Annotated in this window: 10 protein-coding genes and 2 pseudogenes; 7 read left to right on the top strand and 5 right to left on the bottom strand. The window is 56.6% G+C overall.

The window, feature by feature from the left end; all coding sequences use genetic code 11:
* Window positions 1-53: 53 nt before the first annotated feature.
* Together OA238_RS19660 and OA238_RS19665 are read right to left on the bottom strand one after the other, a co-directional pair.
* Complete coding sequence (locus OA238_RS19660; protein ID WP_015496545.1) at window positions 54-530, bottom strand: NUDIX hydrolase; 477 nt, start codon at window positions 528-530, stop codon at window positions 54-56.
* A 79-nt stretch (window positions 531-609) separates the two neighbouring features.
* Window positions 610-1,941 carry a DEAD/DEAH box helicase gene (locus OA238_RS19665; protein ID WP_044037225.1) on the bottom strand — a complete coding sequence of 444 codons (1,332 nt, stop codon included), beginning with the start codon at window positions 1,939-1,941 and terminating at the stop codon, window positions 610-612.
* A 363-nt stretch (window positions 1,942-2,304) separates the two neighbouring features.
* Here OA238_RS19665 and OA238_RS19670 point away from each other — a divergent pair, with 363 nt between their 5' ends.
* The gene (locus OA238_RS19670) at window positions 2,305-3,114 is read left to right on the top strand and encodes a division plane positioning ATPase MipZ (RefSeq protein ID WP_015496547.1); all 810 of its coding nucleotides are present in this window, start codon (window positions 2,305-2,307) and stop codon (window positions 3,112-3,114) included.
* Window positions 3,115-3,122: 8 nt separating this feature from the next.
* Here the strand turns inward: OA238_RS19670 and OA238_RS19675 are convergent, their stop codons facing one another.
* Complete coding sequence (locus tag OA238_RS19675) at window positions 3,123-4,424, bottom strand: hypothetical protein (RefSeq protein ID WP_015496548.1); 1,302 nt, start codon at window positions 4,422-4,424, stop codon at window positions 3,123-3,125.
* Between the two features lie 305 nt (window positions 4,425-4,729).
* On the opposite strand from OA238_RS19675, the gene OA238_RS19680 reads away from it, so the two are divergent.
* The 3 genes and pseudogenes from OA238_RS19680 (at window position 4,730) to OA238_RS19690 (ending at window position 7,979) form a co-directional block, all read left to right on the top strand.
* Window positions 4,730-6,118 (top strand): aminotransferase family protein, encoded by a 1,389-nt coding sequence (locus tag OA238_RS19680; protein ID WP_015496549.1) that lies wholly within the window; start codon window positions 4,730-4,732, stop codon window positions 6,116-6,118.
* Between the two features lie 100 nt (window positions 6,119-6,218).
* The gene (locus tag OA238_RS19685; RefSeq protein WP_044037226.1) at window positions 6,219-6,803 is read left to right on the top strand and encodes a hypothetical protein; all 585 of its coding nucleotides are present in this window, start codon (window positions 6,219-6,221) and stop codon (window positions 6,801-6,803) included.
* A 108-nt stretch (window positions 6,804-6,911) separates the two neighbouring features.
* Window positions 6,912-7,979 (top strand): annotated as a pseudogene (locus OA238_RS19690) (IS630 family transposase).
* 15 nt (window positions 7,980-7,994) lie between these two features.
* Here OA238_RS19690 and OA238_RS19695 read toward each other — a convergent pair.
* Window positions 7,995-9,227, bottom strand: a complete 1,233-nt coding sequence (locus OA238_RS19695; protein ID WP_044037227.1) for an ISL3 family transposase — start codon at window positions 9,225-9,227, stop codon at window positions 7,995-7,997.
* A gap of 151 nt (window positions 9,228-9,378) precedes the next feature.
* A pseudogene (locus OA238_RS19700) lies at window positions 9,379-10,355 on the bottom strand (IS1595 family transposase).
* A gap of 202 nt (window positions 10,356-10,557) precedes the next feature.
* Between OA238_RS19700 and OA238_RS19705 the strand changes: the two are divergent.
* The 3 genes from OA238_RS19705 (at window position 10,558) to xsc (ending at window position 14,909) form a co-directional block, all read left to right on the top strand.
* Window positions 10,558-11,409, top strand: coding sequence for a trypsin-like serine peptidase (locus OA238_RS19705; protein ID WP_187293078.1), 852 nt, complete (start codon window positions 10,558-10,560; stop codon window positions 11,407-11,409).
* An 80-nt stretch (window positions 11,410-11,489) separates the two neighbouring features.
* The gene (gene pdxR, locus OA238_RS19710) at window positions 11,490-12,953 is read left to right on the top strand and encodes a MocR-like pyridoxine biosynthesis transcription factor PdxR (RefSeq protein ID WP_015496551.1); all 1,464 of its coding nucleotides are present in this window, start codon (window positions 11,490-11,492) and stop codon (window positions 12,951-12,953) included.
* A 174-nt stretch (window positions 12,954-13,127) separates the two neighbouring features.
* Entirely contained in the window at window positions 13,128-14,909 is a 1,782-nt protein-coding gene (gene xsc / locus OA238_RS19715) for a sulfoacetaldehyde acetyltransferase (RefSeq protein WP_015496552.1), read from the top strand.
* Window positions 14,910-14,966: the final 57 nt, after the last annotated feature.

Raw genomic sequence — 14,966 nt, forward strand, 5'->3', positions numbered from 1 at the left:
TGCCCCCCAAGGTTGGCGGCAGGTTTGTCAGCTACGGGGGGTCAAATCAATGCTTATGACGCACCCTTGGGGGCCATCACGTTCAGGATCGACTTCAATTCCGGCTCATCCACCAAATTTGCGGCCTCTGTCGGGGAGACCCAACGCAACTCGCGTTGCCCCGCTTCTGGAAATTCGCTCTCAAGGCCTTGGACGCTGACCGAATAAATAAGTGCCTCAACCGGCACCGGCAATCCGCTGCCCATGGTCTTGTCGTAGGCGTAACTGCCGATTGGTTCGGCTTTCGCTGTGGCGTCTTTTACGCCCGCTTCTTCCCACGCTTCTTGCAAGGCCGCTTGCGACGACGCGAGACCGCGAATGGGCCAGCCTTTCGGCAAAACCCAACGCCCTGTGCCACGGCTGGTGATCAACAAAACCTGCTCATCATCGCCCACGCCACGGGTGCACAGGGCTGCGACCTGCAACCCTTTGGGGCGACGAAACATCGGCGCGACATAGTCACGCAAAACGCGGTTCAGGGAGGATCTCATTCTAATACTGCCAATTTTCTTTTTATCTTTGGACACTTACATAAACGTAATTGTCCAAAAATGCAACTGGCGCGCCGATTTACGCTGAAGCGCTGCTCGGCTTACGACGGCGATTGCCGCCGCCACCACCACCACCACCAGCGGGGCGACCGCCGCCAGCATTCGGGCGACCACCACCAGGCTTGCCGCCCGGACGTCCGCCGCCACCGCCACCTCCGCCAAAACGACGGCCACCACCGCCGCCACCGCCACCGCGCTTGGGCTTGGCTTCTTCTTCGGATTTCTCCCATGGGCGACCACCGGCCACTGGGATGTCAGCCTTCATCGCCTTTTGGATGTCGCGCAATTCGCCCATTTCATCGGGCGCACAGAACGCAATTGCCATGCCATCCGCACCAGCGCGCGCCGTGCGGCCAATACGGTGGACATAGTTTTCGGCCACGTTTGGCAGGTCGTAGTTATAAACGTGCTTCACCTCTGGAATATCCAGACCACGCGCCGCAACATCCGTCGCAACCAGGATTGTCACCTTGCCCGCTTTGAAATCGGTAATCGCGCGATCGCGCTGACCTTGGGATTTATTGCCGTGGATAGACGCAGACAAAAAGCCCTTGCTCGCCAGCAGCTTGTGCAGCTTTTCAGACCCGTGCTTGGTGCGACCGAAGACAATCGCGCGTTCATCGCGGTGCTTGTCGATCAGTTCGAGCAACAAATCAGTCTTTGCCGCCTTGGCGACGAAGTGAACCGATTGTTCAATCCGCTCAACAGGTTTGCCGGGTGCATCGACCTGCACGCGCATCGGATTCTTAAGGAAAGCACCCGCGAGTTCGGCCATCAATTTCGGCATTGTCGCTGAAAACAGCATCGTCTGACGTTCTGGGGCCAGCAGCGGTGCAATCTGGCGCAGCGCATGGATGAACCCCATGTCGAGCATCTGGTCCGCTTCGTCGAGGACCAAGAACTTCGTATCGCCCAAACGCACAGCGCGGCGTTCCAGCAGGTCGATCAGACGACCCGGCGTGGCGACCAACAGGTCAACGCCGCGTTCCAGTTTACGGATTTGACCCGTAATACCTGCGCCACCGACGACCAGCATGGTCTTGAGGTGGGTGCCCTTCGTATAGGCCTCGAGGTTTTCTTGAATCTGTTTGGCAAGCTCACGCGTTGGCGCGAGGATCAAAGCGCGGGCAGTCTTACCCTCGGGCTTGCCTTGCTCTTTCAGCAGCATATCAATCATCGGCAGTCCGAACGCCGCAGTCTTACCGCTGCCCGTTTTGGCGAGGCCCATGACGTCGCGGCCATTCATTGCATGTGGGATTGCCTGTGCTTGGATCGGCGTCGGATCAACGATCCCTTGGCTTTTCAGTTCAGCAATCAGTCGGGGCGCGAGGCCCAGCATATCGAAATCCATGTGTTTTCCTTGGATCGGGGCGGGCACAACTGCACCCGCAAAAAAGTCACGCCGCGGGCCCGAACGGCTGCGGCATCGCAAAAGGATAACGCCAAAGGCTACGGTGGGCCGAATGCCCCTGCCCGTTTATATAACGGAGCCCGCCGATTGGCGCGGCACCCCTGCGTGATGGAAGGAACCTTAGGTCGATGCACCTTTGCGCGTCTCATGCGCCTGCTCACGCGGCAGCTAGCATCGAACCTGTTGCGCAAATGGGCCTTTGCGCCACACAAGTCAATCCCTCTTTGCCTTGCGTCCTCTGCGACGTATAGTTACCCCAACGATCTGGACAACGATCCGGGTCAGCACATAGGGGCACAGGCAGTGGCACATATTATCGTCGTGGGGAACGAAAAGGGCGGGGCGGGCAAGTCCACCGTGTCGATGCACGTGGCAACGGCACTGTCGCGCATGGGGCATAAGGTTGGCACGCTCGATCTGGACCTGCGCCAGAAGACGCTTGGCCGCTACATCGAAAACCGCACCAAGTTTCTCGGTGAAAAGGGGTTGACCCTGCCGACACCCACCTATCACGAGCTGCCCGAAATCGATCCTTCGACGCTGAAAGAGGGTGAAAACATTTTCGACCATCGCCTGTCGGTGGCCGTGGCGGGGCTTGAGCCTGACAATGATTTCATTCTGATCGATTGTCCGGGCAGCCACACCCGCCTATCACAGGTCGCCCATTCGCTGGCCGACACACTCATCACGCCACTTAACGACAGTTTTATCGACTTTGACCTGCTCGCGCATATCGCCAGTGATGGCGAAACGATCACCGGACCCGCGGTTTATTCGCAGATGGTCTGGAGTGCGCGTCAGTTGCGTGCGCAAGCAGGGTTTGAACCCATCGACTGGGTCGTCGTGCGCAACCGCATAGGTGCGCAGAACATGGTCAACAAGCAAAAGATGGAGGCCGCGATTACAAAGCTCTCCAAACGCATCGGGTTCCGCACGGCCCCCGGTTTCAACGAACGGGTGGTCTTTAGAGAACTGTTCCCGCGCGGCCTGACGCTGCTGGACCTGCGCGATATTGGCGTGAAGGGGCTTAACATTTCCAACATCGCTGCGCGCCAAGAATTGCGCGAATTGATCAAGTCGCTGAATTTGCCCGGTGTGACGGTAGATTTCTAAAGTGGTTCTTAGCTGAGACCCATGCCGCCGATGCGGGTTCTTGGCAGCAGCGAACGACGCACCATCAAATACATCGGGACCATGATCGACACGGCGAAAATGCTGCCGCCGATCATAAGAAGTGTCATCAGCGCGTCTGTGTCGCCCGACAGCGCCAGCAGCCATTTCGCCACGACCCATTCCGCAACAAAACTGACGTCAATGTCTGTCCAGTGGCGGTCGGGGTCGGCATCGGGGATGATTGCGGCGGCCACCCCTTCGGCGAGCAGTTCTTCAAAACTTTGGACGGCAACAGTTTCGACAGGCGTGGATTTCGCGATCAGATCGGAGACTGTCGAGACCAACCCAAGAACGAACATCCCGCCCACAAGACCAATCAGAACCTTACGCACACCGAACCATCGGCGCGGTTCGCGCAACCCAGAACTATCGTGGGTCGGATCAAGCACATCTGGCTCAATGTCGGCGGGCTCAATTGGTGCGAGTTCAAAATCTTGGCTCAGTTCGGTGGCGCTGTCATCCAAGAACCCGCTGCGTTGTTTCCACAGTGGCATTGCCTTGGTGACAGGCATTTCGACAGGAATCGGGGGTACGTCCGCGATCTCAGGCGCCTCAGGAACCTCATCCGGCTTGTTGGTGAACACCAACTTCGCCAAGGCCAACAAACCAATCACACCAGCGATCTTGGACAGCAGCCCGAATATCGTCAACTCACCAGCCGCAGCCGGGGCAAGCGCCACGTCGCGGCCTTCCATATATGGCCAGACAATCACCGCGTTTGCGGGCATGATCAGACCTGCATCCGCAAAGAACTCGGCGGTCAATTCGTCCCACTGGCCCATGCCGCCCAATTCACCATTGTAGTTGATCATCGAGCCGACACCGCCGAACCCGATCATGCCTGTCATCAGCAAGGCTGGCGTGATGTCGTCGAACGCGTCGGTCGCGGACGGGAAATAAGCGATGCCGACAATGTCTGTCTCAGTGCTTGATCCTGTCGCGACGAGGGGCAGCATAAACACGTGATCATCACCCGCATTTTTGTGCAGCGTTAGACGCTGGGCCAATTCCCTAACCGGCTGCGCCTGCACAACAACCTCGCGCAATTGGGTCATGTCGCGGTCTCGATTAAATTGTTCAATCGCAACGGACGCCGGCGGGCCAGCCGCAAGGGCAGCCACTTTCAAACCGTCGCGGTCGTTCTGAGCGACCTGTAAATAATATCCGAGCGCCAAAATCGCCACAGAAATCGCGCCAAGTCCCAGTGGACCAAGCCGCACGAACCGATACACCGTTTTAGGCCACGCCATTCTGACAGTACTCACATAACGTTAGAGCGCTTTTTGCATCGGGTTTCTGGCAGAATTCGGGCGGGCCTTGGTCCATTTTTGGGGCGAGTGGCCCCAGTCGGGGCGCAACTTTTAGGTGATTTCACACTCATTTCCCAAGCGACTTGCATCGGATCTGCGGCATGCGCGCCTCACTCTTCGCCGCGGCTGCATCCATTTTGGCCCTAAAGCCACAAACTGACTGGCCCTATCTGCGGCAAAGTGAAAGCGTGATACTATGACATCGCGCCCTTGTGGCGTCCCTGAGTCCATGCGGAGGTTTCACTATGGATACCATGACAGCAAACGACCTGAGCCATGTAGTTGACGCCGACCGCGCCCACGTCTGGCACCACCTTGTGCAACACAAACAGTTTGAAACCGGTGAGCCGCGTATCATTGTAGAGGGAAAAGGCATGCGCGTCTGGGACCAGCATGGCAAAGAACACATTGATGCCGTCGCGGGTGGTGTCTGGACAGTCAACGTCGGCTATGGCCGCGAAAGCATTGCAAACGCAGTGCGCGATCAAATCCTGAAGATGAACTTCTTTGGCGGCACCGTCGGGTCAATCCCCGGCGCGCTGTTTGCCGAAAAGCTGATCTCGAAGATGCCGGGCATGACCCGCGTTTACTACGCAAATTCAGGTTCTGAGGCCAATGAGAAGGGTTTCAAGATTGTCCGCCAAATTGCCCACAAACGGTACGGCGGCAAAAAGCATAAGATCCTGTATCGTGAACGCGACTACCACGGATCAACCCTTGCGACGATGTCGGCGGGCGGTCAGGACGAACGCAACGCGCAATACGGCCCGTTTGCACCGGGGTTCATCCGCGTTCCCCATTGCATGGAATACCGCAAGCACGAACAGGACGGCGCACCCGATGAGGGATATGGCGTCTGGGCCGCCAACCAAATCGAAGAGGTGATCCTGCGCGAAGGTGCGGATACGGTCGGCGCGCTTTGCCTTGAACCTGTCACAGCTGGCGGCGGCGTCATCACGCCCCCTGAAGGCTATTGGGACCGCGTTCAGGAAATCTGCAAAAAGTACGATATCCTGCTGCACATCGACGAAGTCGTCTGCGGCGTTGGGCGCACAGGTGTCTGGTTTGGCTACCAGAACTACGACATCAAGCCTGACATTGTGACGATGGCCAAAGGCGTGGCATCCGGTTACGCGGCGATTTCGTGCTGCGTCACGACCGAAGCCGTGTTCGATCTGTTCAAAGACGACAGCAGTGACCCGATGAACTATTTCCGCGATATTTCGACCTTTGGCGGCTGCACCGCAGGTCCGGCAGCAGCACTCGAAAATATGCGCATCATCGAAGACGAAGACCTGATGGCCAACACGCTTGTCATGGGGGACCGCATGGTCGCCAACTTGCAGGCCTTGGCTGAAAAGTTCCCCGCCATCGGGGATGTACGCGGCAAGGGTCTGTTTATTGGCGCAGAACTGGTGACAGATCGCGACACCAAAGACCCGATGGACGAAAAACGCGTCGGCGCGGTCGTTGCCGATTGCATGCAGCAAGGCGTTATCATCGGAGCCACAAACCGATCCATCCCGGGCAAGAACAACACGCTGTGTTTCTCACCTGCGTTGATTGCGACGGCGGATGATATCGACGAAATCACTGATGCGGTGGACGCTGCGTTGGGGCGTGTTTTCGGCTAGGCGGTCGCAACAATTGAACGGGGTTCAGGATCAGTGATGGACCTGAACCCTTGTTTTGCGTCAGGCTGGGGCAACCATTTCAAGATCAAAGGTTTTTAGTATGCTCCGGTCCCTCCTTGTTGCACTGACTTTCATCATTGCCCTCCCCGTCGCAACGCCAGCTTGGGCGCAAGACAACTGCGAGTATGCCGGCGATAACGAATGTGACGAGGCCCAGTACGGTGGCCAAGGATATTGTGACGCGGGCACCGACACCGCCGACTGTTCATTGCTCAGCCAAGGAATACGCGACGACAGTTGCGTCTTTGCCAACGACAAAGAATGTGACGAATTCCGCTACAATGGCACTGGGTCATGTCAGGACGGTTTAGACACCAGTGATTGCGCCGCTGAGCAGATCACCCGCGAAAGCGACTTTTTGGATCGCGCACGCGGCCTGCTTCTGGCAGAAAACACGATCCTGAATTTGGGCAACAACACCTGCCGCTGGAATAATGACGGCGAATGTGACGACGTGACCTTTGGCGGCACAGTCTTTTGCGACGTCGGCACGGACGCCACCGATTGCCGCGCCATGGCTTTGGGCGGCGAAGACAGCTGTCGTTGGGCCAATGACAACGAATGTGACGAACCCGGCATCGGCACCGACAATTGGGCTCTTCTCCGCTTTGTTGAGTTATTCTAGGATTTCAAATAGAACATATACTTCTGCGCCTGAATTGACCTGACGATTTTGGGCCTGCGATTCACTTCGTCGCATGGCCAAAGGCGGTTCAGTCTGTATTTTGAGTTTATGAGCAAGCAATACAAAACAGTCTCCTTATCCGACGAGCAGCGCATAGCACTTGAAGCGCTTTGCCGCCGCCGCAAAGTTGACGCCCTTGTTTGGAAACGGGCGCGCGCGTTTCTTCTTTTGGACGCAGGAGAAGACGCCGGAACGGTTTGCCGGATTTTGGATATTGGCCCGACAGTTTTGACGGAGTGGCGATTTGCCTTTGCCGGTGCGGGACTATCGTTTTTCGGTCTGAAGGACTACAGCCAGCGTCAGGGTCATTTGTCCGTCGTGCAAGAGCAGGCGGTGAGAGCCCATTTCACCGCGCAGCCTGCCCGCAATGCCGATGAGGTCTGTGCCTATGTTCTAGCCGAGTGCGACCAAAACTACAGCACGTCGGGAGCCGCCAAGCTGATGCGCCGCCTGGGGTTCGCGTATAAGAAACCACAATTGCTGCCTGCACAGGCCGATGAAGCCAAGCAGGCTGCGTTTATTGCCAAATATGAGGCCCTGATGAACGGGTTGGCCGCAGATGAGATGGTTGTCTTTTCGGACGCTGTCCACCCCGAACACCAGAGCCGCCCCGCCCATGGTTGGTTCCCCAAGGGACAAAAGACGGCCCTGAAGGCGACATCAGGGCGCAAGCGGCTCAACATTCAGGGCGCGCTTGACCTTGAGACTTTCCAGTTCACCTTTGTGGAAGGCGAGAAGATCAATGCCCAGACAACCCGACAGATGCTGGAAAAGTTGGAACGCAACAACCAAACCAAGACGGCCATCCACGTCTTTGTCGACAATGCCCGCTATCATCATGCCAAGATACTACAGCCATGGCTGGACAGCCCAGAACGTCGGGTGAAGTTGCATTTCTTGCCAGCATATGCCCCGCACCTCAACCCGATCGAGCGTCTTTGGGGTGTTATGCACAAATGGGTCACCCACAATCGGCACTATGCAACGTTCAACCAATTCACAGAGGCCATTTTCGACTTCTTCCGCAAGACCCTGCCAGAAAAATAGCCAGAGTTCCGCGACACCGTCACCGACAACTTCCGCGTCATATCGCTCAAGGAAAACAAAGTGATTTGAGGGGAAAACCTCAGGTCAATTCAGGCGCGGGAGTATAGATTGATTATCTGGGATGGATGATTGTCTAATTTTGAGTTTGAAGTATTCGGTATCCCTGATGCCCCTGGCTCGTTTGCGGATCATTCCTATACTGACATTACCAGCCTCTATCCTGGCGCTTGTCAGCTTGTGTTTCGCGTAGTTGCATATGCCCACACAATGTTTTCTTAGGGATTTTGCGAACTTTTTCAGATAGAGCATGTGTGACTGATCTGCGATCAGGCACCAATTTTCCAGTTGCTCTGACATCCCCTCAAATGATGGGGCGCTCCACAGAGCCTGAAGCTGTTCTTTTAAGACGTAAAGCGTATTCAGGTTGCTATTGCTCTCCAGCAACGTTTGCAGCTTGTTACTTTGTTTTTCATTCAACTTATCCGCATTTTTGAGCAACAGATAATGCGTGCCCTTCATCAACTCTTTACCACTTTGATCGGCCTTCCTGAACTCAAGGCGACGCTGATTATGGATAGCCTTGCTGTAGTTTTTCATGACGTGGAAACGGTCAAATACGATGTCGGCCATCGGCAAGGACTCCCTGACAGCCTTTTGGTAGGCAGGCCCCATATCCATCGACACGGCCTTTATTTTATGGGCTGTATCTGGCCGCAGCTGTTTCAAAAACCTTGAAAAAACTTCGGCAGTTCGACCGGCTTCCACCCAGATCAGATGCCCTCCGACCATATCGTAGACCACCGTCATATAGTCATGACCTTTCGCCCGGGCCACTTCATCGACACCAATGTATTCCAAGCCAGCAAGCTGTGCGGGATCAAGCGCAGGAAGCGTTTCCATCAGGTATGCCTTGTCGATATTCTTTACCGTCTCCCATCGTATACCTAAATGCCTGGAGACAGCCAGAATGGATAAATGACGGCACAATCCACTGATAAGATGGCAAAATCGATGGGTGAAACGGCACCCTTTATCAACAAAAGGACACGCCTCAATGCGGCGCTCACCCTTGCTAATAAAAACCTGCGCTAGCTCAATCTCAATCACACAAGGATACCCAAAAAACGGGATGTCGTTTACTTGTCGGCGAATATGTTGGTTGATGCTACCCTTCTTGCCGGTTGCAGGGTCTATAGCGCTCCTGCGGGCATCCCGACTGCACTGAACAATAACCTTCGCACCGTCTTCAGCCAGCTCAATTTCATTTACACGTTGCCCCTTCAGGCGTAAAAGATGTTGCGAGATGTCGATGGTCATATACCTGCCCAAGGCTTATCCCTTTTAGTCCGGTTGCCCCACATGTTGACGCGGCGCAGAATCTTGCCCTTGTGGCTTTAGAGGCGGATCGGATCAGTTTGTAACGTCTGGTGGGTTTATAGGGCGTGGCTTTTGCCGTGAACGAGGCCCTTCAGGCGCGCTGTTCAACAAAATCACGATATGTCGCTGGCCCGAGACCAACACCGATCCCCAGCAGCGTGTCGAAGGCGCTTCGCATGTGTCGCCGTCGGTTCCAGCGGAACACGAATTCGTCGAGATAGCGTTGTAGATGGCACTTTCTGAGGCCGTGGAAGACGCCTTTTGCCCACGTTTTTAGGTTGGAGAACACGCGGTGGACCCAGTGGAGTATGTCGTGTGCCTTCTTGCCGCTGACGACCTTTGCCTCATGCGTGTTTGCAGGAGGATTTTCGTAACCGAGCCAGCCATCCGTGATGATGTGAGCGCCAGGCTCTACAGCCTGACCAATGAACCCGTGCAGCGTCTTTGACGCGCCGTCGGGAATGTGTTTCATCCTGATACGGCGCGGATGTCCGTCACTTGATAACTCGACGGCACAGACGACAAACATCTTTCCAACCGGGCTCCGCCCACCCTTTGGCCGGTCCTCGGGATCATGCCGGGACCGGAACGGCATCTCTGTTTCATCGATTTCGACAAGGTCTTTCAGGGGGTTGCGGTCAGGGTTGACCATCGACCGCCGCAGCTTTTGCAAGAGGAGGTCGCCGAGAAGCGCCATCGGTCCGAGCGACGATGGCGACCCGTCTTGTAGCTGCCAAGGCCAAGTTGCGCCTGAAGTTGCAGCGCTGACATGCCGTTGGAATGGCTGGTGATGATGTGCGCGGCAAGAAACCAAATTCGCAACGGCAAATGGCTGCTGTGCATTACCGTGCCAGCCGTCACGGATGTCTGCCGTGCGCAACCGGCACATTCCCAAGTCGCGCGATTTCGCTTTAACGGCCAGCCCTTGCAGGTGCCACAGGAAGGACAGACGAAGCCCTCAGGCCAACGATGTTCCACCAGATAATGCGAACACGCTTCCTCATCAGAAAACCTGGCGTCGAACGCGGGGCGGGACATGGGTTTGTCGTTTTTCCATCTGGCTGGCATGGGAAGAACAATACCAGAACATTCTAGATTGGCAAGCCGCTTCGCACTACATCAGGTGCCGCCGGAGCAAAGGGGATAAGCCTTTACCTGCCCTATGAAAAGTTGTCAGAAACCTAACATATCAATAGGTTACTTGATGGTCGGCATCTTTTCTTACTCAACAAAGCGGAGAAGAGCCGACAATTGCACCTCCGGCACGGATGTGACCGATTGTGCCGCTGTGGCCTATCTGCGCAACCGCACCGACACCTGCGCCACCGCCTTTGACGGTATTTGCAACGAAGCCTCTGGCGGCAGCGGCACATGTGAGCCGTTTTCGGACACCGCTGACTGCCTGGGCCGTTCGCGTCCAGCCGGTCTGGAAAACCATTTCTTTGGCCGCGACGACCGCTTCTTGGTCGATGTTACACAATCACCTTGGCGCTCTATCGGCTCACTTACTTTGCAGGACGGCACCTGCACGGGGACGCTTGTGGGCCCGGCTCTGGTCCTGACGGCGGCGCATTGTGTCACAGATACTGGCAATGAAACGCTCACACCTGTCAGCTTTTCAGCGGGTCTGTCGTTGGGCAATTCACAAGGCGACGCCAAGGTCATCGGCGCGGTCTTTGATCCCTCCTACTCTCCGGAAACCCAGCCTGCGGGCGGTGGCAATGGCCACGACTGGGCGCTGGTCGTTCTGGATCGTAACCTTGGGGATGAGGTCGGCTATCTTGAAGTCCACGAACTCACCGCTGCGAACCTGTCACAAATCGGACGCTCCGGTCTGCTGGTCAATCAGGCTGGCTATTCTTGGGACACGGGCGACAATATGTCGGGCAACCAAGGCTGCCGCATCGTGCAGGCGTTTGAAGACAATTCGATCCTGCACGAATGTGACACGGCCCAAGGCGACAGTGGATCACCGTTCTTGCTTAACGTGGATGGTGAATGGAAAATCATCGCGGTCGACAGCCAATTCTTCAGTGCGGATGACGATAAAACTCCGTTTGCGCAGTCCAACCTCGCAGTGGACAGCCGCGCGTTTGCCGCAGCCGTCGCGCAACAGCAATAAATTGCGACGCCCCGTCTTTTGACGAGGGCTGCGCGATAAGACCAGTTTACCTTGACCATGGGGCCAGTTAGAACAGCCCCATGGCTCTCCCCGTCGAAACCTTCTTTCTGCAACCGGATGCCAGTGGCACCCTGCAGACCCAAATTCGCCAATTGGTCGCAGAAGGCATCCTTGCGGGACGGTTCCGACCGGGTGAAAAGCTGCCGTCGTCGCGCAAACTGGCTGTGCACCTCGGCGTCAGCCGCATCACTGTCACCCTCGCGTTTACCGAATTGCTGGCAGACGATTATATCGTGGCGCATGGTCGATCAGGCTATTTCGTGTCCGAAAACGCGCCCGAACCACCCGCGTTTCCCGCCACCAGCAGCGACCACAGCACCGTTGATTGGACCCGCGCCATCGGCCAGCGGTTCACCACAACGCAAGGCATGTCAAAACCCGCTGATTGGGCGACATTCCGGTATCCGTTCATCTACGGACAGGCCGACCCGACGTTGTTTGATTCCGCCAACTGGCGCCTTTGTGCCCTTGAGGCTTTGGGCCGCAAGGATTTCGACGCGTTAACCGCAGACTATTTCGACAGCGACGATCCCAAACTGCTCGACTTTATTGCGCGCCAAACCCTGCCCCGTCGCGGCATCCTAGCGCAGCCGGATGAAATCCTGCTGACGATGGGGGCGCAAAATGCGCTTTGGCTGACGGCGCAGGTTTTGTTGACCCAGCGCCGCACCGCCGCGATCGAGGACCCCTGCTATCCCGCTTTGCGTGGCATTCTGGAACAATCGCGCTGCCATTTGCACGCGATCCCTGTCGATCAGGATGGCCTGCCGCCCGACGCGTTGCCGCCTGAAACAGATGTGGTTTTCACGACCCCCAGCCACCAATGCCCGACCGCCGCGACGATGCCGATGTCGCGCCGTCGCGCTTTGCTTGATAAAGCGGAACAAGATGACTTTCTGATTGTCGAAGATGACTATGAATTTGAAATGTCGTTCCTGAAACCGCCATCCCCCGCGCTGAAGTCCCTCGATAAAAACGGCCGCGTGATCTATGTGGGCAGTTTCTCAAAATCGCTATTTCCCGGGCTGCGTCTGGGCTACCTCGTCGGCCCTGCACCTTTCATCCGCGAGGCCCGCGCCCTGCGCGCGTCCGTGCTGCGCCACCCCCCCGGCCACATCCAGCGCACCGTCACCTATTTCCTGTCACGCGGTCATTACGACGCCCTTGTTGGTCGGATGAGCCGCGCCTACCATGATCGGCGCAAAACCATCGACACCGCACTTTCTGAACACGGTCTGACGGTTGCGGGGGCGGGCAGTTTTGGCGGATCAGCGTTGTGGATGCGCGCACCCGAACATGTGGACACCCGCGTCCTTGCCCAGCGCCTTGCGGAAAAAAGTGTGCTGATCGAACCGGGGCACGCGTTTTTTAGCGGCCCCTCTGCGCCGAACAATTTCTACCGCCTTGCCTATAGTTCGATCCCGACACCGCGGATCGCAGGCGGCGTCGAAATCCTAGCAAAAACACTCGCCGAGATAAACTAACACCGCGCGCAGTGTGGCTGACTCTAGAACTGACTCGACAAAGTCAGCCCATAATGAGACGATAAGTCTTAATAATTGACTGGCTGGTCCTAAAATTGGGATCCATCTGGACCTAACTCGCCCATCGCCAAAGCCATATGTTACACGCAAACTTGCACCGAAAGGGATTCCAAAATGAAAATGACGACCGAAGAAGCCTTCGTAAAAACACTTCAGATGCACGGCATCGACAACGCATTTGGGATTATCGGCTCTGCCATGATGCCAATCTCGGACATTTTCCCTGATGCGGGCATCAAATTCTGGGACTGTGCGCACGAAACAACTGGCGGCATGATGGCCGACGGGTTCACCCGCGCCACTGGCAAAATGTCGATGATGATCGCGCAGAACGGTCCTGGCATCACCAACTTTGTCACCGCCGTGAAGACCGCGTACTGGAACCACACACCGGTGCTGCTGGTCACACCGCAAGCGGCCAACAAAACCATCGGTCAGGGTGGTTTTCAGGAAATGGAACAGATGAACCTGTTCAAAGACTGTGTTGCCTACCAAGAAGAAGTGCGCGACCCATCGCGCATCGCCGAGACGTTGAACCGTGTCATCATGCAGGCGAAACGTGCGTCTGCCCCCGCACAGATCAACGTGCCACGCGATTTCTGGACACAGGTCATCGACATCGACCTGCCAGTGATTGTCGACTTTGAATTGCCACAGGGCGGCGAGGATGCCGTGTCCAAGGCCGCTGAGTTGTTGTCCTCCGCCAAGTTCCCCGTCATCCTGAACGGTGCTGGTGCAATCCTGTCCGCAGGCGGCATCGAAGCCTCGCGTATCTTGGCAGAAACCCTCGACGCGCCTGTTTGTGTTGGCTACCAGCACAACGACGCGTTCCCGGGCAACCACCCGCTGTTTGCTGGCCCATTGGGCTACAACGGTTCCAAGGCCGGCATGGAATTGATTTCCAAGGCTGATGTTGTTCTCGCGCTTGGCACACGCCTCAACCCGTTTTCTACTCTGCCGGGTTACGGCATTGATTACTGGCCAACAGACGCCAAGATCATTCAGGTCGACATCAACCCTGACCGCATCGGCCTGACCAAAAAGGTCACTGTCGGTATCGTCGGTGACAGCGCCAAAGTGGCAACTGCGATCTCTGCTAAATTAACAGACACCGCAGGCGACGCGGGCCGCAAGGACCGCAAGGCAATGATCGCACAGACAAAATCCGCATGGGCGCAGGAACTGACGTCGATGACCGAAGAGCAGGACGATCCGGGCACTGACTGGAACCAGCGTGCCCGCAAAGCCAAACCTGACTGGATGGCACCGCGTATGGCATGGCGTGCAATTCAGGCCGCTTTGCCTGTTGAGGCGATCATCTCAAGCGATATTGGCAACAACTGCGCCATCGGCAACGCCTACCCGTCGTTCAACGAGAGCCGCAAGTACCTCGCCCCCGGTCTGTTCGGCCCCTGTGGCTACGGTCTGCCGTCCATCGTTGGCGCGAAAATCGGCCGCCCAGACGTTCCGGTTGTCGGCTTTGCTGGCGACGGCGCGTTCGGCATCTCGGTCAACGAGCTGACTGCGATTGGTCGCGGCGACTGGCCTGCAATCACCCAAATCGTGTTCCGCAACTACCAGTGGGGCGCAGAAAAGCGCAATTCAACGCTGTGGTTTGACGACAATTTTGTCGGCACCGAGCTGGACGAAGATGTGTCCTATGCTGGCATCGCCAACGCCTGTGGTCTCAAAGGCGTCGTTGCACGCACACAGGACGAACTGACAGCGGCACTGGCCCAAGCGATCAAGGACCAGATGGAAAACGGCATCACCACGCTGATCGAGGCGATGATCAACCAAGAACTTGGCGATCCATTCCGTCGCGACGCCATGAAGAAGCCTGTTGAAGTGGCCGGTATTTCTAAAGACGACATGCGTCAGCAAACAATGGCTTAATAGCCCTTGCAAGATTGTGCCGAGGCGGGGGAAACTCCGCCTCGGTTCTCCAATTCC

The sequence above is a fragment of the Octadecabacter arcticus 238 genome, from assembly GCF_000155735.2.
Taxonomy (GTDB): Bacteria; Pseudomonadota; Alphaproteobacteria; order Rhodobacterales; family Rhodobacteraceae; genus Octadecabacter; species Octadecabacter arcticus.

Bases quoted from the DNA above. Each gene is read 5' to 3' on its own strand.
- OA238_RS19660 (WP_015496545.1), bottom strand. From the start codon at position 530: ATGAGATCCTCCCTGAACCGCGTTTTGCGTGACTATGTCGCGCCGATG.
- OA238_RS19665 (WP_044037225.1), bottom strand. From the start codon at position 1,941: ATGGATTTCGATATGCTGGGCCTCGCGCCCCGACTGATTGCTGAACTG.
- OA238_RS19675 (WP_015496548.1), bottom strand. From the start codon at position 4,424: ATGGCGTGGCCTAAAACGGTGTATCGGTTCGTGCGGCTTGGTCCACTG.
- OA238_RS19680 (WP_015496549.1), top strand. From the start codon at position 4,730: ATGGATACCATGACAGCAAACGACCTGAGCCATGTAGTTGACGCCGAC.
- OA238_RS19685 (WP_044037226.1), top strand. From the start codon at position 6,219: ATGCTCCGGTCCCTCCTTGTTGCACTGACTTTCATCATTGCCCTCCCC.
- OA238_RS19695 (WP_044037227.1), bottom strand. From the start codon at position 9,227: ATGACCATCGACATCTCGCAACATCTTTTACGCCTGAAGGGGCAACGT.
- pdxR (WP_015496551.1), top strand. From the start codon at position 11,490: ATGGCTCTCCCCGTCGAAACCTTCTTTCTGCAACCGGATGCCAGTGGC.
- xsc (WP_015496552.1), top strand. From the start codon at position 13,128: ATGAAAATGACGACCGAAGAAGCCTTCGTAAAAACACTTCAGATGCAC.